This is a genomic window from Janthinobacterium sp. LS2A (assembly GCF_036543145.1).
In the GTDB taxonomy this organism is placed as follows: Bacteria; Pseudomonadota; Gammaproteobacteria; order Burkholderiales; family Burkholderiaceae_D; genus Janthinobacterium; species Janthinobacterium aestuarii.
The window spans coordinates 628,931-646,162 of sequence record NZ_JAZHPB010000002.1; the positions used below are offsets into that span (position 1 = coordinate 628,931).

Genomic DNA, 17,232 nt, shown 5'->3' on the forward strand with positions numbered 1-17,232 from the left:
CGCCCGCTCAGGCGTACAGCGGGGCGAACAAATTCTTGCACTTGCTGCTCAACTCACCCTGCAGCACCATCTGCTTGGCCGCTTCGATATCGGGCGCGAAGAAGCGGTCGGCGTCGAAGAACGGCACTTTCTGGCGCAGCTGTTGATGCACGTGCTCGAGGTGCGGCGAGGTTTTCAGCGGACGGTGGAAATCGATGCCCTGCGCGGCGGCCAGCAGCTCGATGCCGACGATGACGGCCGTGTTGTGCGCCATGTCGTCCAGGCGGCGCCCGGCGAACGTGGCCATGCTCACGTGGTCTTCCTGGTTGGCGGAAGTGGGCAGGCTGTCGACGCTGGCCGGATGGGCAAGCGACTTGTTTTCCGACGCCAGCGCGGCCGCCGTCACATGGGCGATCATGAAACCGGAATTGACGCCTGGGTCGCGCACGAGGAAGGGCGGCAGGCCGGAGAGCGTGGCGTCGATCAGCAGCGCGATGCGGCGCTCAGCCAGCGCGCCGATTTCAGCAATCGCCAGCGCCAGGGTGTCGGCCGCAAAGGCCACCGGCTCGGCGTGGAAATTGCCGCCCGAGACGATCTCCGCCTGCCCGTTCGGGCCATCCTGGAAGATCAGCGGATTGTCCGTGACGGCATTGGCTTCGATCAGCAGGGTGCGGCCGACGTTACCGATCAGGTCCAGGCAGGCGCCCATGACTTGCGGCTGGCAGCGCAGGCTGTACGGGTCCTGCACGCGCTCGTCGCCTTCCAGGTGCGAGGCGCGAATGGCGCTGTGCGCCACCAACTGGCGGTACATCTGCGCGGCCAGGATCTGCCCCGGCTGTCCGCGCACGGCATGCACACGCGCGTCGAATGGCGAGTCGCTCCCCTTGGCCGCATCGAGCGACAGCGCGCCCGTGACCATGGCCGCTTCCAGCAGGCGTTCGGCCATGAACAGACCATGCAGCGCCAGCGCGTTCGACACCTGCGTGCCGTTGATCAGCGCCAGGCCCTCTTTCGCCGCCAGCACGACGGGCGCGATGCCCGCCTGCGCCAGCGCTTCGGGCGCCGCCATCAATTCGCCGTTGACGCGCACCTCGCCCACGCCCAGCATGGCCAAAGTCATGTGCGACAGCGGCGCCAGGTCGCCCGAGGCGCCGACGGAACCCTTGGCGGGAATGGCCGGCATGATGCCCGCGTTGTACAGCGCGATCAGGGTGTCGACGATCAGCGGGCGCACGCCGGAAAAGCCGCGCGCCAGGCTGCCGATCTTCATCAGCATGATCAGACGCACGACGGCGTCCGACAGCAGTTCGCCCGTGCCGACCGAGTGCGACAGGATCAGGTTGCGCTGCAATTGCTCGAGCTTTTCATCGGGGATGCGCGTCTTGGCCAGCAGGCCGAAACCCGTGTTGATGCCGTAGGCCGCATCGCCCTTGGCGACGATGGCTTGCACGGCGGCGGCCGATGCTTCGATGACGGGATAGGCCTCGGCGGCAAGGATCAGTTTCGCGGGTGCGGCCCACACGGCGCGCAGGTCGCCCAGGGTCATCGCGCCCGGTTTCAGGGTCCAACTTTTGGAGTGCTGTGTCATGTTTGCTTTCACTTCGTATTAAGCATCGGCAGGTTCAGGTTGTTGCGCTTGGCGCAGGCGGCCGCTGTTTCGTAGCCGGCATCGGCATGGCGCATCACGCCCGAGCCGCTGTCGTTGACCAGCACCCTGGCCAGGCGTTTCGCCGCGCTTTCCGTGCCATCGGCCACGATGACCATGCCCGCATGCTGAGAATACCCCATTCCCACGCCGCCGCCATGGTGCAGCGAGACCCAGGTGGCGCCGCCGGCCGTGTTGAGCATGGCGTTGAGCAGCGGCCAGTCGGAAACGGCGTCCGTGCCGTCCTTCATGCTTTCCGTCTCGCGGTTCGGGCTGGCGACGGAGCCCGTATCGAGGTGGTCGCGGCCGATGACAATGGGGGCCTTCAGCTCGCCCGTGCGCACCATCTCGTTGAAGGCCAGGCCGGCGATGTGGCGCTCGCCCAGTCCCAGCCAGCAGATGCGCGCCGGCAGGCCCTGGAAGGCGATGCGCTCGCGCGCCATGTCCAGCCAGTGGTGCACCTGCTTGTGGTGCGGGAACAGCTCCTTGATCTTCGCATCCGTTTTATAGATGTCTTCCGGGTCGCCCGACAGAGCCACCCAGCGGAACGGCCCGCGCCCTTCGCAAAATTGCGGGCGGATGTAGACGGGCACGAAGCCGGGGAAATCGAAGGCGTTCTGCACACCCTGGTCGAACGCCACCTGGCGGATGTTGTTGCCATAGTCGACCGTGTGCACGCCCATGGCGTGGAAATCGAGCATGGCTTGCACGTGGGCGGCGCAGGAATCGGCGGCCGCCACCGTCAGGCGCGCATGGCGCTGCGGATCCTGCTGCGCCGCCTTCCAGTCCGACACGCTCCAGCCGCGCGGCAGATAGCCGTTGACCAGGTCATGCGCGGACGTCTGGTCCGTCACCAGGTCCGGTACCAGGCCGCCCGCTTTCGCGCGGCGCACCAGTTCCGGCAGCACTTCGGCCGCGTTGCCCAAGAGGCCAATGGAGATCGCTTCCTTGCGTTCGGTATGATATTTGACCAGTTCCAGGGCTTCGTCCAGGCTGGCCGCCTGCTTGTCCAGGTAGCGCGTGCGCAGACGGAAGTCGATGCTGCTTTGCTGGCATTCGATATTGAGCGAGACAGCGCCCGCCATGGTGGCGGCCAGCGGCTGCGCGCCGCCCATGCCGCCCAGGCCCGCCGTCAGAATCCAGCGCCCGCCCCAGTCACCGCCGAAATGCTGGCGGCCCGCCTCTGCGAAGGTTTCATACGTGCCTTGCACGATGCCCTGCGTGCCGATATAGATCCAGCTGCCGGCCGTCATCTGGCCGTACATGAACAGGCCTTGCCGATCGAGTTCGTTGAAGTGTTCCCAGTTCGCCCATTTCGGCACCAGGTTGGAGTTCGCGATCAGCACGCGCGGCGCATCCGCGTGGGTCTGGAACACGCCCACCGGTTTGCCGGACTGGATCAGCAAGGTCTGGTCGTCTTCCAGTTCGCGCAGCGAGGCGAGGATCTGGTCGAAACAGGCCCAGTTGCGGGCGGCGCGGCCGATGCCGCCGTAGACGACCAGATGCTGCGGATTTTCCGCCACTTCCGGGTCCAGATTATTTTGCAACATGCGGTAGGCCGCCTCGGCCTGCCAACTCTTGCAAGCCATGACCGTGCCGCGCGGGGCGCGGATGGTACGGCTGGCATCAAAGCGTGGATCGGTGTCCATTGTGCTGTTCATGCTGTCTCCTCGTAGGGTGCGAGCGGACATGCGTGGTCCGCTCTGGTACTCCCAGCATAGGTTGTCTATACAACCAAGTCAACAGGTTTTCTTTGGGGTCAGACCCGGCGGGTCTGACCCCAGCCTTTATTTTTTCTCGAACACGCGCTTGCCCGCCACCCACGTCTGCAGCACCCGCGTCTTGCCAATCGCCGCTGGAGCCACGGTGAACAGGTCCTGGTCGACGACGATAAAGTCCGCCCATTTTCCCGCTTCCAGGGTGCCGATGACCTTTTCCTGGTGCGCCGCCCACGCCGCGTCGAGGGTGAAACAGCGCAGCGCTTCCGTCACCGTCATGGCTTGCTGCGGGTACCAGCCGCCAGCCGGGAATCCTTCGCTGTTTTGCCGCGTCACGGCCGCGTGGATGCCCTCGAACGGGTTTGGCGACTCGATGGGGAAGTCCGATCCGCAGGCGATGCGCGAACCTTGCTTGAGGAAGGTGCGCCATGCATACGCACCCTTGATGCGCTCGTGCCCCACGCGCTGCTCCGCCATGTTCTGGTCCGAGGTGGCGTGCGTCGGCTGCATCGACGGCACGATGCCCAGCGCCTTGAAACGGGGGATGTCGCTCAATTGCACCACCTGCGCGTGTTCCATGCGGTGACGCAGGCCCACGCTGCGGTATTGCGCGGTCAAGGCTGCATAGCCGTCGAGGATTTGATGGTTGCCCGCGTCGCCGATGGCGTGCACGTTCACCTGGTAGCCGGCGCGCATGGCTTTTTCCATCTTCGCGCGCATGGCGGCGTCCGGGTAGAACAGCAGGCCGCTGGTAGAGGGATCGTCGCTGTACGGCGCCAGCAAGGCAGCGCCGCGGCTGCCCAGGGCGCCGTCGGACAGCAGTTTCACGGCGCGCAAGGCGTACATATCGCGCGCATAGCTGGTCAAGGGACCATTTTTCGCCAGCGCGTCGAAGTCTTCCGTCGTATCGGCAATCATGCCGTACACGCGCACCGTCAGCTTGCCATGGTCCGCATAGTCGCGGAACAGCCGGTCCTGCATCTGGCCGATGCCCGCATCGTGCACGCTGGTCAGGCCCACTTGCGACAGCTGCGCCAGCGCGCCATCGAGGGCGGCGCGGTTTTCCACGTCGCCCGGCTTGGGCAGCACGGCATCCATCAAGTCCATGGCGCTGTCGACCAGCACACCGGTGGCGTTGCCCTGTGCATCGCGTTCGATCTTGCCGCCGGCAGGATCCGGCGTATCGCGCGTGATGCCGGCCAGCGCCAGCGCGCGGCTGTTGGCCCAGCCCGCGTGGCCATCGACCCTGCGCAGCCACACGGGCCGCGCGCTTTCCGCCGCATCGAGTTCCGCCGCCGTGGGGAAGCGCCCCAGCTTCCATATTTCCTGATTCCAGCCATTGCCGACGACCCAGCTGCGTTCGGGGTGCACCTTGGCGAAGTCGCCCACGGCCTGCACGGCGGCCGCCAGCGACGCGGAACCGTACAGCATGACGCCACTGGCAATCGTCCCCAGGCCGAACACGTGGCCATGTGCGTCGATCAGGCCAGGCAGCACGGTTTTTCCCTGCACGTCGACGTGGGTCGCGCCCTTGGCCGCCTTGCGTTTCACCTGCGCGGCGCTGCCGACGGCGAGCAGCTTGCCCGCATCGTCAAAGGCCAGCGCCGTGAAGCGCACCACCTTGCCATGTGCATCGAGCGTGTAGCCGTGGGCGTTATCGATGACGGTATCGGCGTGGGCGTAAACGTGGGTCAGGGCGCCCAGGCAGGCGAGAACGAGCAAGGTACGGCGCGGGATCGGCATTTCCATCTCCAAGTCTTGAATGAAAAGACGAGTGTATAGAAATTGGCAAAATGGTCAATCAGGCAGCGTGAGGTTCCCGTACCATCAGCCAGTAATCGCAGCCCGTGACGGCTTCCTCATACCGCCCCGCCACCACGAAGCCCAGATGGGCGTAGAACGGCAGGCTGCGTTCGTTGTACGTCTCCAGGAAGCACGCGGCACCGGCCGCATCGACGGCCGCCAGGCCAGGCGCCAGCACGGATGCGCCCAGTCCCCGGCCCTGTGCGGCGGGATCGATGCCGGCGATCGACAGATACCACGCATCCTGCAGACCATACGGCGCCAGCGCGTGTTCCATATTCTCGACGATGGCCGTGAAATGCGCGAAGCCGCACTCCCCCAGCAGCGCGCGCAAAGCTGCTTCGCGCTGCGCATACGCAGCCTGGCGCAGGGCCGCCGGCGTGTCCGTCGTCCAGATCGCGGCACCATTGCCGACCTCATTGCACACATCGCCGGCCAGGTCTACACGGCCCGCTTGCTCCCCCTCGGCCAGCGCCAGCGCGAAGTACGCTTCCAGCATCGCCAGACGCGCCGCTTCGTCCTCGCCGCACGCCACCGTGACGGTGCGGTAGAAAGGGTCGCCGATCAGGGCGGCGGCCAGGCTGCGGGCGGTGCGGGAGGTTTCGGCAGGAAATGGGCTGGACATGGTTCTCTTTCTTTTTTTGGAAACGCCCGGCATCTTAGCGCAAGCGCGCAGGCCTTGCGCCTGGCCAATATCACCACAGGCCTGCACTGGTATTTCATGTGGAGCAGCATGGCCGAGCACCATGTCACGCGACCTTACCTGGCCCCGTCCTCCGGCTTTTGCGCCGGCGCCCTGAACCATTCCTCCGGCGGCACCACCTGCGACTCTTTCGGGTCATCGATGTAGTGCGGCGACGTGATCTGCACCTCGAACTCGTTGAAGACGTCGATGATGTTCTGGTGCAAGCGGTTCAGCACTTCGGCGCGCTGGCGGGGGACTTCGGCGCTGGCGTAGGCGACAAGGCGGTATTGCACATAATAGTCTTGCAGGGCCAGTTGCATCACGTACGGTTTTGGCGAAGTGGACAGTTCCGGCGTGCGCGAGGCCGCCAATTCCAGCATGGCGTGCACTTGCCGCCACGGCGTGGCGTAGCCGATGGTGACGGTGGAGTCGAGCACGAAGCCGCCGCCGGGCTGGGCGCGCGAATAGTTCTTTGTCGTTTGCGACATCACCCACGCGTTCGGCAAGGCCACCTCTTCGCCCAGGCCCGTGCGCAAGCGCGTCTCGAACATGCCCACGTCGACCACCGTGCCTTCGCTGTCGCCCACGCGCACATATTCTCCTTTGCGCAGGGCGCGCGTGTACATCAGGATCAGGCCGCTGGCGCCCTGGCCCACGATGCTCGACGCGCCGATCGACACCATCAGGCCGACCAGCACGGACAGGCCCTGGAAGGCGGCCGTGTGCGAGCCGGGCAGATACGGATACGCCATGGCAAGCGCGAACAGCCAGATCACCACGCTGGCGATGCGGCGCGTTGGCAGGGCCGTGTCCTTGTCCAGCCAGCCGATTTGCAGTTCGCCGCTTTCCACGCGCTTGAACAGCGAGGCGGCCGTGGCGGCGATCAGGCGCGCGATGGCAAAGATCACGCACACCAGCACCAGCCCCGGCAAGGCGCCGATGATGGCGTGGAAGACGTCGGCCGCCACGTCGAACAGATAGCCGTTCAGGCTTTCGCCCCAGGAACGCGTGTAGGGCAAGCGACCCAGCACGAAGGCGGCCCACAGATACGTGGCCATCAGACGCAAGCCCCACAGCACGGCGCTCAGCAGTTGATACGCAAAGGCGATGTAGTGTTCGGCATCGAGCACGCGCACATTCTTCAGGCGCACGTCGCGCAGGCGCGAGGCCAGCAGGATGCCGCTGCGGCGCTTGGCCCAGCGATAGAAGCGCGTCAAGCCCATCCATACCAGCCAGAACACAAGCGTGGCGGCCGCGCACACGGCGGCGGCGATGGCCAGGTAGCGCCAGCTGCTCTGCTCGCGATAGTCAAACACAGCCTTGCTCAGTTCGCCGGCCGCCGTTTTCGCCACGCTTTCCGTCGTGTCGCCGGCCAGCAGGTTGACGTCGCCGGGCACGACGACGAACAGCTGCACGCCATCGAGCAGCACCTGCGTACCTTCGGAAATCGTGCGCGTGCTCGCCTGCAAGGGGCCGTTTTTTGCCAGCACGCCTTCCAGGCGGCGCTGCGCCCCGATGGCCCGCTCATCGGGCGGATAGCCGGCCAGCGCGGCGCGGAAGACGAATACCTTGCGGTTGGCAAACATCAGCGGCGCCGTCCTGGCTGCGGCTTGCGACGGCGCCACGACGGTCCCGGCCTCCGCAACGAGCGCGGGCACGCCATCGTCCGCATAGGCTGAGGGCAGCAGGAAAATGGTCAACAGGCACAACAGGCGGAGCAGCGCGGACATGGCGGAAATGAAAGAGTGACAAGGAGTAGCCATCATGCCATGTAATCCTGGAAACTCAAGGATCACACGTACTGCTCAGCTCGCATCATGGAAAATGATGCCCAGGGTGTGGCGCAAGCCCGAACGCAGGCGCGACACGCCATGGCGCATGTTCACGCGGTAAGTGCCGCGCGTGCCGTTCACGGGGCGCAGCGCGACGGGAAAGAGGACGGCGTCGCCCTGCGCCAGCGGCACCACTTCGGCGCGCGACTGCATGCGCGGGCGCTGCTCCGTCAGCACGAACTCGCCGCCCGTGAAATCGTCTTGCGGGCGCGACAGCAGCACGGCCAGTTGCAGCGGAAACACGTGCTCGCCATACAAGTCCTGGTGCAGGCAGTTGTAATCGCCTTCACGGTAGCGCAGCAGCAGAGGCGTGGGCCGGGTTTGCCCGGCCGCATGGCAGCGCGCGAGGAAATCGGCGTGGCTGGATGGAAAACGCGTTTCGATGCCCATGGCGGCGTGCCAGCGGTTGGCAATCGCCGCCAAGGGTGAATACAAGCCCGTGCGCAAGGCGGCCACCACGTCCGGCAATGGATGCGCCCAATACTGGTACTCGCCCTGCCCAAAACCGTGGCGCTGCATCACGACCTTGCTGCGAAAGCGCGACGCGTCGTCGTATTGCGCCGCCAGCGCCGCGCACTGCGCGGGATCGAGCAAGCCCGGCACGACGGCGCAGCCATGCGCATTCAGCTCATCCTCGATCCGCTGCCAATCGAGCGCCCTCACCGCTCGCCCTCGCGTTCCAGCAATGCCTGCTTGCGCTCCACGCCCCAGCGGTAGCCGGACAGCGCGCCATCGTTGCGCACCACCCGGTGGCAGGGAATGGCGACGGCCAGCGCATTGGCGGCGCAGGCACCGGCCACGGCGCGCGCGCCCTGCGGGGCGCCGATGCGGCGGGCCAGCTCGGCATAGCTGACCGTGCTGCCGGCGGGAATCTCGCGCAGGGCTTGCCACACGCGCTGCTGGAACACCGTGCCGCGCACGTCGAGCGGCAAGTCCAGTCCCAGGCCCGGCGCCTCGACCAGGCCGACGACTTGCGCCACCGTCTGTTCATAGTCGGCTTCCGCGCCGCGCAGCTCGGCTTGCGGAAAGCGGTCCTGCAAGTCGCGCAGCAGCACTTCCGGGTCGTCGTCGATGAGGATGGCGCAAATGCCCTTGTCCGTGCTGGCCACGAGGATGGCGCCCAGCGAGCAGGCGCCGATCGCAAAACGGATCACGGCGCCGCTGCCGCCGGCGCGAAAAGCGCCCGGCGTCATGCCCAGCAAGCCGGGCGTGGCCGCATACAGGCGGCCGCTGGAATTGAAGCCGGCCGCATACAAGGTTTCCGTAACGTTCGCTTCGCCCTGCAAACCGGCCTTGAGGCGCTCGCCGCGCCGCGCCGCCGCGTACGCTTTCGGCGTGATGCCCGTGTGCGCCTTGAAGACGCGGTGGAAGTGAAAGCGGCTCATGCCGGCGGCCTGTGCCAGGCTGTCCAGGTCAGGCAGCTCGTCGCTGGCGTCGATCAGCCGGCAGATGTCGGCCACGATGGCCGCCTGGCGCTGGGCCAGTGGCGGCAGGTTCGGCTTGCAGCGCAAACAGGGGCGAAAGCCGGCCGCCTCCGCCTGTTCGCAACTGGCGTGGAAAGCCACGTTGCGGCGCAAGGCGGGACGCGCGGCGCAGGAAGGCCGGCAATACACGCCCGTCGTGCGCACAGAATAATAAAAGACGCCGTCGGCATCGAGGGCGCGCCGCTGCAGGGCATCCCAGCGTTCATCGTCAGTCAGGTAAGCGTGTTCCATGGCGAACTCCGTGCAAGTCAATAGTAAGAGCCTCTCCCAGTAGATGAATACATCCCCTGCTGGGATAGTCTCCAAGTCACCAGCATAGCCAGCACCCGCGCGCACCACACTCCGGCGCTTGCTTTTGAATTCAAAAAAGGCTGGCGGCAGGCATCGTGCTCGGTGCTAAAATCGGCCATCGCGCCTCCAGCCGGCGGCGTGCCCTGCCCGCGCCTCGGAGAAACCGCATTGGACGATCACAATACACAAGAAAATACGCCCATTTTCCAGCGCATCAAGGATTTTCTGCTGGCCGGTATCGCCGCCGGACGCTGGAAGGAAGGCGACGTGATTCCATCCGAGCAAGCACTGGTAAAACAATTCGGCGTCTCGCGCATGACGGTCAACCGCGCCGTGCGCGAACTGACGAGCGAACAGGTGCTGACCCGGCGCCAGGGTTCCGGCACCTATGTGGCGCAGCAAAAATACCAGGCGACACTGTTGGAAATCAAGAGTATCGCCGATGAAGTGCGGGCGCGCGGACATATCCACCGCAGCAGCTTGCAATTGCTGGAACGCACCAAGGCGTCCGACTTGCTGGCCAAGCAATTCGGCCTGCCGCCCGAGCACCCGCTGTTCCACTCGCTGATCGTACATTTTGAAAACGGCGTGCCGATCCAGGTGGAAGACCGCTGGGTCAATCCCGAGTGCGCGCCCGACTACATGACGCAGGATTTTTCCAGCATCACGCCGAACGAATACCTGATGGCGGCCGCGCCCCTGCAAGGCGCCACCTACAGCATCGAAGCGCTGTCGGCGCCGCGCGACATCGCCGAAATGCTGGCCATCGACACGAAACAGCCATGCCTGGTGCTGCGCCGCCAGACGCGCTCGGGCGGCAAGATCGCCTCGATCGCCACCATGTGGCATCCCGGACACCGCTATCAGTTCGCCGGCAGTTTTACCTGAGGTCATACAACGCCATTCCGTAGCACGATTTCGCGCCAACTTTCTCTCAAATTCTCACCAAATCGCGAAAAAAACTGCCATTCCGGGGCAAAAAAAATCCCGTTCTGGCCGTTTCTGAACTTAACTACTGCGAGCAAATATTCGATGCTATAGTTGCCGCCAGAAAGCGCCGCAGGCGTTTATTTGAGCGCGCATCATGCACTGTCAGCCCAGTTCCATCATGCCCCAGAAAGGGATGCATTTGTCGTATTGCAGCCACACGAGTTTCAGCGCACCACGCCCTCGGCGCCCTGCGCTGCACCGGCTCGCTCATACGATGCTGGCAGCAGGCATGGCGCTTTCGTTGCCGGTGCAGGCGGCGGTACACGGCATGGCTCCAACAGTGCTGTGGCCGTACGCTGCCGCCAGCGCCACCGCCCTGGCGGGAGTGGCTTGCTGGCAAGCATGGCGGCTGCGGCAACAGTTGCGCCGCCTGCTCCTGCCCGCGCACGCCCTGGCCGAACAGGATGCGGGGCAAGCCTTGCGCGGCGCGGCCTTGGCAGGCTGGACCTGGCGGCGCCAGTCCGGGCGGCTGCAGTTCGCGCCCCAGTACCAGGACGTGCTGGGCGACAAGAGCGCCAAGCTCGACCATACACTGGACGAGTGGCTGGCCGAAGTGCACCGCGACGACCGCGCGCGCCTGAGCCTGGCATTTCGCCAGCATCTGGACGGCCAGGCGCCCGGCACCTTCAATTGCGAATTCCGTTTGCGCCACAGCGACGGCCACTGGCGCTGGCTGCTGGCGCGCGGCGCCGTGCTGACACGCGCTTCGGATGGCGCCGCCACGCAGGCCAGCGGCATCATCTGCGATATCAGCGAACGCAAGCAGGACGAGCAATCGCGCATGCGCTCGATGCTGGAAGCGGCGCCCGAAGCCATGCTGGTGGCCGATGTCGAGGGCAAGGTGCATTACGCCAACCAGATCGGGGCGCGCTGCTTCGGCTATCCACTGGCCGAATTGACGGGCATGTCGCTGGAACAATTGGTGCCGGAAAGCACGGCCAGCCATTCCGTGGGCGACCCGCAAGCACGGCACAGCCTGCCGGGCCGGGTGATGATGGCGCGCCGCCGCGACGGCACGCATTTTCCTGCCAAGGTCAGCCTGTCGCCGCTGCGCATGGCCGGCCAGGTATTTTCCATCGTCTCGCTGCGCGACATGACGCAGCGGCAACGCGCCGAGGAAGCACTACACGCCAGTTCGGAACGCTACCGCCTGATCGTGCAGACGGCCGCCGAAGGCATCTGGATGACGGGTGCGGACGGCAAGACCACCTTCGTCAACCCGAAGATGGCGCACATGCTCGGCTACACGGTGCAGGAAATGCTGGGCCGTCCCCTGCTCGACTTCATGGACCGCGACAGCCAGCTGCTGATGCAGCGCCGCCTGGCCAGCCATGGCAGCTTCGCCAGCCAGCCGGACCAGGTCGATTTCCGCTTCTTCCGCAAGGATCAGTCCAGCCTGTGGGGCTTGCTGTCGAGCACCAGCATCCAGTCGGACAACGGCGAGCCGGGCGGTACCCTGGCGATGATCACCGACATCACGGAACGGCGCCAGGCGTCGATCGCGCTGTCGAACTCGAGCCAGCGCATGGCGTCCGTGTTTGGCGCCGTGACGAATGGCCTGGTGGTGCAGGACAGCCACGGCCACATTCTGGAAAGCAACGCCGCCGCCGAGCGCATGCTGGCGGCCAGTCCTGCCGGCAACAGCCTGTGGCAAGCCATCCATGAGGACGGTTCCCCCTTCGACCAGCGCAGCCATCCCGTGCACATCACCCTGTCGACGGGTGTCGCCATGCGCGACGTGCTGATGGGCGTGCAGCAGCCCGACGGCAGCCTGTCGTGGCTGTCCGTAAATACCGAGGCCATCCGCGATGAGTACGGCAAGGTGGGCATGGTGGTGGCCAGCCTGACGGACATCACGTATCACAAGCGCAGCGAAAGCGCCTTGCGCGAACTCAATGAACATCTGGAAGAGCGCGTGGCGCAGCGCACCGAACAGCTCGACCAGGCCAAGCAGGTGGCCGAAGAAGCGAGCCTGGCAAAGGGGCAATTCCTGGCCAACATGAGCCATGAAATCCGCACGCCGATGAATGGCGTGATCGGCATGGCGTATCTGGCCCTCAAAACGGATCTGGAACCGCGCCAGCGCGATTACCTGGAAAAAATCCGCTTTGCCGGAGAACACTTGCTGGGCATCATCGACGACATCCTCGACATTTCGAAAATCGAGGCGGGCAAGCTGGAGATCGAGCGCGTCAACTTCAGTTTCGACCATGTCGTGCAAACCCTGATGACGGTGGTGGCGCCGCGCGCCGCCGGCAAGAATCTGGAATTGCTGTTTGAAATCGACCCGCAATTGCCAGCCGTGCTCGTGGGCGACCCGCTGCGCCTGGGGCAAGTGCTGATCAACTACGCCAATAACGCCATCAAGTTCAGCGAACAGGGCAGCATTACCGTGAAAGTGCGCAAGGTGGTGGCGGATGCCAAGCACTGCCTGGTGCGCTTTGAAGTGTGCGACCACGGCATCGGCCTGTCGCAGGATGAAATGAGCAAGCTTTTCCAGTCCTTCCAGCAGGCCGACACCTCCACCACGCGCGAATATGGCGGCACGGGCCTGGGCCTGGCCATCTGCAAGCAGCTGGCGCAGCTGATGGGCGGCGACGTCGGTGTCGACAGCCGTCCCGGCGCCGGCAGCACCTTCTGGTTCACGGCCAACCTGGGCATTTCCGACCAGGCGGCACCGGCCATGCTCGACAGCATGGTGCAGACGGCGGCCGCCATGCGCGCCAGCGCCGATGCGGCCTTGGTGATGCGCACGCTCAAGCATGCGCGCATCCTGCTGGTGGAGGACAATACCTTCAACCAGCAAGTGGCGCTGGAATTGCTGGAAGAAGCGGGCGCCTCCGTCTGCCTGGCCAACAATGGCGAAGAAGCGCTCGATTTGCTGCGCCAGACGCAGTTCGACTGCGTGCTGATGGACGTGCAGATGCCGCTGATGGATGGCTTGCAAGCGACGCGCCACATCCGCGCCGACCCGCAGCTGGCGCATTTGCGCGTGCTGGCCATGACGGCCACGGCCACCAGCGAAGACCGCGTGCGCTGCCTGGACGCGGGCATGGACGATTTCATTTCCAAGCCTATCCAGCCGGCCATGATGTACCAGACCATCGCCAGCTGGCTGCCGGCCCGCGACACGCCGCCGCCACCGGCGCGCAGCCGCGCCGCGCCCGCCTTCAAGACCACCTTGGCCGGCGACCCGCAAGTGATCGACCTGTCCATCCTGGCCAAGTTGCTGGGCTACAACCCGGAAAAGGTGCGCAAGTTCGCCTTCAAGTTCCTGCAGACGACGCAGGATGGCTTTGGCGACATCGATGCGGCCCTGGCGCGCGGCGACGTACACCAGGTGCGCGAACTGGGGCACCGCATCAAGTCGTCGGCGCGTACCGTGGGCGCCCTGGGATTGGCCGACCTGTGCCACAACCTGGAAACCCTGGCGCCGGGCGAACCGGCCGACGAGGCGGAGCGGGCACGGCGCATCGTGGCGCGCCTGTGGCCACTGCTGGAACAGATTACCGAACAAATCATGAATAACACCAGCTTTGCCAATGACGATTAGCTACCGCCAAATTACGCTATGGCAAGGTATCGGCATCGACAGCGATGCATATCAACAGAAAGACATGACGATGAACACTGTATCAAACCAAGCAAGCCAGGAACACAATGAAGCAGGCCTGGCGCCGTTGCGCGTGCTGCTGCTGGACGACGACGTTTTCATGCTCGACGTGCTCAGCGACATGCTCGAGCAGATGGGCCCGTTCGACATCCGCTGCGAGTCGCACAGCGAACAGGCGCTGTCGACCCTGAAGCAGCACCAGCCCGACCTGCTGATCTGCGACCTGTCCATGCCCGACATCGACGGCATCGAATTCTTGCGCATGGCGGCTGAAAACGGCTTCCGCGGCGGCGTGGTCCTGCTGTCGGGCCTGCATTCGGCCGTGCGCCTGGCGGCCGAGCGCCTGGCCATGGCCAACGGCCTGCATATATTGGGCACCTTCCGCAAGCCGATGGAAAGCGCGGAATTGCAGCTGATGGTGAACTTGCAACTGCAACACACGGCGCGTCAAGCCAACGCCCAAGCCTGATCTCAAGGCCAGGCCGAAGAGGAGGGCATGGCGCCGCAGGCCAGCAGGCATGCGGCTTTGCCACCCTGCAAGCACGCGCGGAAGCGATATGCTGGCGATATGCCTCAAGTTTTTCTGCAATAATCGCCACGCTTTGAAAAAATGGGTTATTATTTCAGCCATCCCCGCCTGCATACCTCTGGTCGCACCTTCCAAGAACATTGAATTCGTGCCCATTGTCCCCATCTTCTCATTGCATTCCAGGAAGCATGGATGGCGAACCAGCGTATGGTTAATTCCAGGCATTATTGATCCCACCCTCATTTGAGGAAAATATGAGCGAAAATATCAAACACATTAGCGATGCATCTTTTGAAGCAGACGTCCTGCAATCCGAGTTGCCAGTACTGGTCGACTTCTGGGCAGAATGGTGCGGTCCCTGCAAGGCCATCGCTCCGATCCTGGAAGAAGTGGCCAAGGAATACGCCGGCCGCATCCAGATCGCCAAGATGGACGTGGACGCCAACCAGGCAGTACCTGCCAAGTTCGGCATCCGCGGCATCCCGACCCTGATCCTGTTCAAGGATGGTGTTGCAGCTGCTCAAAAAGTGGGCGCCATGGCCAAGGGCCAGTTGACCGCTTTCGTCGACAGCAACATTTAATGTATGATGGGCAGCGCTGCGCCCGCAGCGCCGCCTGACTGAACAACCGGGAAGCGGCTTTGCCCTCATTCGTGCACAGCCTTCCCCAATAATTAATCAACGCCACGCAGTCCCCTCCCCTACCTTTACATCCCGTCTCGGGACACTCAACACATATGCATTTATCCGAACTAAAGGCCCTACACGTATCCGCCCTGCTTGAGATGGCGATCGGTCTTGACATTGACAACGCAGCCCGCTTGCGCAAACAGGAGCTGATGTTCGCTATCCTGAAAAAACGCGCCAAGTCCGGCGAACAGATTTTTGGCGATGGCGCCCTGGAAGTGCTGCCTGACGGCTTCGGCTTCCTGCGCTCGCCCGACGCCAGCTACATGGCGTCCACCGACGACATTTACATCTCCCCTTCGCAAATCCGCCGCTTCAATCTGCACACCGGCGATTCGATCGAAGGCGAGGTACGGACCCCGAAAGATGGCGAACGCTATTTCGCATTGGTCAAAGTCGACAAGGTCAACGGCGAATCGCCGGAGATGTCGAAACACCGCATCCTGTTTGAAAACCTGACGCCGCTGCACCCGAACGAGCCGCTGCGCCTGGAACGTGAAATGAATGGCCAGGAAAACATCACCGGCCGCATCATCGACCTGATCGCCCCGATCGGCAAAGGCCAGCGCGGCTTGCTGGTGGCGTCGCCGAAATCCGGTAAATCCGTGATCCTGCAGCACATCGCGCATGCGATCACGGCCAATCACCCGGACATCACGCTGATCGTGCTGCTGATCGACGAACGTCCGGAAGAAGTGACCGAAATGCAACGCTCCGTGCGCGGCGAAGTCGTCGCCTCGACCTTCGACGAGCCGGCCACGCGCCACGTGCAAGTGGCCGAGATGGTGCTGGAAAAAGCCAAGCGCCTGGTCGAAATGAAAAAAGACGTGGTCATCCTGCTCGACTCGATCACCCGTCTGGCCCGCGCCTACAACACCGTCATCCCTGCCTCGGGCAAGGTCCTGACCGGTGGTGTCGACGCGAACGCGCTGCAACGTCCAAAACGCTTCTTCGGCGCCGCGCGCAATATCGAAGAAGGCGGCTCGCTGACCATCATCGCCACGGCGCTGATCGAAACGGGTTCGCGCATGGATGACGTGATCTTTGAAGAATTCAAGGGTACCGGCAACATGGAAGTGCATCTGGAGCGCCGTCTGGCCGAAAAACGCGTCTACCCGGCAATCAACCTGAACAAATCGGGTACCCGCCGCGAAGAACTGCTGATCAAGCCGAACGAACTGCAAAAAATCTGGATCCTGCGCAAGTTGCTGTACTCGATGGACGAGATCGAGGCGATGGAGTTCATTCTCGACAAGATGAAAGCCACGAAGAATAACGCTGAATTCTTCGACATGATGCGCCGGGGCGGGTAAATTCGCCTGTCATATATCGTAGGTCGGATTAGGCCCGCAGGGCCGTAATCCGACAACATTGTTGGCGAAGGCGGTGGTGTTGTCGGATTACGCGCTCGCGCGCTAATCCGACCTACGTTGCGCCACGCCGACCACACGCGACCATGCAAAGCCGCTCATTGATCGGCTTTTTTATTGCCGCCGGCCCGAAAGCGCTATATAATCGACGGTTGCATTATTTTAAACCCTGGCAAGTGATCGGCAATCGGGTCAAGAAGCAAGACGACCGACGAAGTGCTGTTTGGCTACCTACTTAGAGAGAATCCCATGAAAGTCGATACCCATCCAGAATACCGCGAAGTTGTTTTCCACGATCTGTCGTGCGATTTCAAATTCGTTACCCGCTCGACCATCCAAACCCGCGAAAAAATCACCCACGACGGTAAAGAATACCCACTGGTGAAGATCGAGGTTTCGGCTGAATCGCACCCATTCTTCACGGGCAAGCACAAAATCGTCGATACCGCTGGTCGCGTCGAGAAGTTCCGTCAGAAGTTCGGTTCGGTTGGTTCGAAAACCGCAGTCGCAGCAGGCTAATTTTTGCCGCATTGCGGCAAAAAAGGGCAGCTTCGGCTACCAGAGAAAAGGCAGCCACGGCTGCCTTTTTTGTCTTTGGCCGCTTTAC

General features: G+C 63.7%; 13 protein-coding genes. 6 read left to right on the forward strand and 7 right to left on the reverse strand.

Features of this window, described 5'->3' with window-relative positions:
- Nucleotides 1–7: 7 nt before the first annotated feature.
- From hutH to ada, 7 genes are all read right to left on the reverse strand, one after another.
- Nucleotides 8–1,567, reverse strand: a complete 1,560-nt coding sequence (gene hutH / locus V3C40_RS08675) for a histidine ammonia-lyase (protein WP_046684340.1) — start codon at nucleotides 1,565–1,567, stop codon at nucleotides 8–10.
- An 8-nt stretch (nucleotides 1,568–1,575) separates the two neighbouring features.
- Nucleotides 1,576–3,285, reverse strand: coding sequence for a urocanate hydratase (gene hutU, locus V3C40_RS08680; RefSeq protein WP_072454965.1), 1,710 nt, complete (start codon nucleotides 3,283–3,285; stop codon nucleotides 1,576–1,578).
- Between the two features lie 126 nt (nucleotides 3,286–3,411).
- Nucleotides 3,412–5,091, reverse strand: coding sequence for an amidohydrolase (locus V3C40_RS08685; RefSeq protein WP_442907233.1), 1,680 nt, complete (start codon nucleotides 5,089–5,091; stop codon nucleotides 3,412–3,414).
- 52 nt (nucleotides 5,092–5,143) lie between these two features.
- A complete protein-coding gene (locus tag V3C40_RS08690; RefSeq protein WP_072454963.1) occupies nucleotides 5,144–5,770 on the reverse strand; it encodes a GNAT family N-acetyltransferase in 627 nt (208 codons plus the stop codon).
- Between the two features lie 134 nt (nucleotides 5,771–5,904).
- Nucleotides 5,905–7,560, reverse strand: a complete 1,656-nt coding sequence (locus V3C40_RS08695) for a mechanosensitive ion channel family protein (RefSeq protein ID WP_331777181.1) — start codon at nucleotides 7,558–7,560, stop codon at nucleotides 5,905–5,907.
- A gap of 75 nt (nucleotides 7,561–7,635) precedes the next feature.
- Nucleotides 7,636–8,325, reverse strand: coding sequence for a 2OG-Fe(II) oxygenase (locus tag V3C40_RS08700; protein ID WP_442907234.1), 690 nt, complete (start codon nucleotides 8,323–8,325; stop codon nucleotides 7,636–7,638).
- Nucleotides 8,322–9,377 carry a bifunctional DNA-binding transcriptional regulator/O6-methylguanine-DNA methyltransferase Ada gene (gene ada, locus V3C40_RS08705; protein WP_034746256.1) on the reverse strand — a complete coding sequence of 352 codons (1,056 nt, stop codon included), beginning with the start codon at nucleotides 9,375–9,377 and terminating at the stop codon, nucleotides 8,322–8,324. The genes V3C40_RS08700 and ada overlap by 4 nt, the downstream gene beginning before the upstream one ends.
- A gap of 228 nt (nucleotides 9,378–9,605) precedes the next feature.
- On the opposite strand from ada, the gene hutC reads away from it, so the two are divergent.
- The 6 genes from hutC (at nucleotide 9,606) to V3C40_RS08735 (ending at nucleotide 17,144) form a co-directional block, all read left to right on the forward strand.
- Nucleotides 9,606–10,325 carry a histidine utilization repressor gene (gene hutC / locus V3C40_RS08710; RefSeq protein ID WP_034746253.1) on the forward strand — a complete coding sequence of 240 codons (720 nt, stop codon included), beginning with the start codon at nucleotides 9,606–9,608 and terminating at the stop codon, nucleotides 10,323–10,325.
- A 331-nt stretch (nucleotides 10,326–10,656) separates the two neighbouring features.
- A complete protein-coding gene (locus tag V3C40_RS08715; RefSeq protein ID WP_331777182.1) occupies nucleotides 10,657–13,980 on the forward strand; it encodes a PAS domain S-box protein in 3,324 nt (1,107 codons plus the stop codon).
- 70 nt (nucleotides 13,981–14,050) lie between these two features.
- Complete coding sequence (locus tag V3C40_RS08720; RefSeq protein ID WP_051990864.1) at nucleotides 14,051–14,509, forward strand: response regulator; 459 nt, start codon at nucleotides 14,051–14,053, stop codon at nucleotides 14,507–14,509.
- 314 nt (nucleotides 14,510–14,823) lie between these two features.
- Entirely contained in the window at nucleotides 14,824–15,150 is a 327-nt protein-coding gene (gene trxA / locus V3C40_RS08725) for a thioredoxin TrxA (RefSeq protein WP_034746251.1), read from the forward strand.
- A gap of 155 nt (nucleotides 15,151–15,305) precedes the next feature.
- Nucleotides 15,306–16,568, forward strand: a complete 1,263-nt coding sequence (gene rho / locus V3C40_RS08730) for a transcription termination factor Rho (RefSeq protein ID WP_034746249.1) — start codon at nucleotides 15,306–15,308, stop codon at nucleotides 16,566–16,568.
- 306 nt (nucleotides 16,569–16,874) lie between these two features.
- A complete protein-coding gene (locus tag V3C40_RS08735) occupies nucleotides 16,875–17,144 on the forward strand; it encodes a type B 50S ribosomal protein L31 (RefSeq protein ID WP_034746247.1) in 270 nt (89 codons plus the stop codon).
- Nucleotides 17,145–17,232: the final 88 nt, after the last annotated feature.

Bases quoted from the DNA above. Each gene is read 5' to 3' on its own strand.
- hutH (WP_046684340.1), bottom strand. From the start codon at position 1,567: ATGACACAGCACTCCAAAAGTTGGACCCTGAAACCGGGCGCGATGACC.
- hutU (WP_072454965.1), bottom strand. From the start codon at position 3,285: ATGAACAGCACAATGGACACCGATCCACGCTTTGATGCCAGCCGTACC.
- V3C40_RS08685 (WP_442907233.1), bottom strand. From the start codon at position 5,091: ATGGAAATGCCGATCCCGCGCCGTACCTTGCTCGTTCTCGCCTGCCTG.
- V3C40_RS08690 (WP_072454963.1), bottom strand. From the start codon at position 5,770: ATGTCCAGCCCATTTCCTGCCGAAACCTCCCGCACCGCCCGCAGCCTG.
- V3C40_RS08695 (WP_331777181.1), bottom strand. From the start codon at position 7,560: ATGTCCGCGCTGCTCCGCCTGTTGTGCCTGTTGACCATTTTCCTGCTG.
- ada (WP_034746256.1), bottom strand. From the start codon at position 9,377: ATGGAACACGCTTACCTGACTGACGATGAACGCTGGGATGCCCTGCAG.
- V3C40_RS08715 (WP_331777182.1), top strand. From the start codon at position 10,657: ATGGCGCTTTCGTTGCCGGTGCAGGCGGCGGTACACGGCATGGCTCCA.
- V3C40_RS08720 (WP_051990864.1), top strand. From the start codon at position 14,051: ATGAACACTGTATCAAACCAAGCAAGCCAGGAACACAATGAAGCAGGC.
- trxA (WP_034746251.1), top strand. From the start codon at position 14,824: ATGAGCGAAAATATCAAACACATTAGCGATGCATCTTTTGAAGCAGAC.
- rho (WP_034746249.1), top strand. From the start codon at position 15,306: ATGCATTTATCCGAACTAAAGGCCCTACACGTATCCGCCCTGCTTGAG.
- V3C40_RS08735 (WP_034746247.1), top strand. From the start codon at position 16,875: ATGAAAGTCGATACCCATCCAGAATACCGCGAAGTTGTTTTCCACGAT.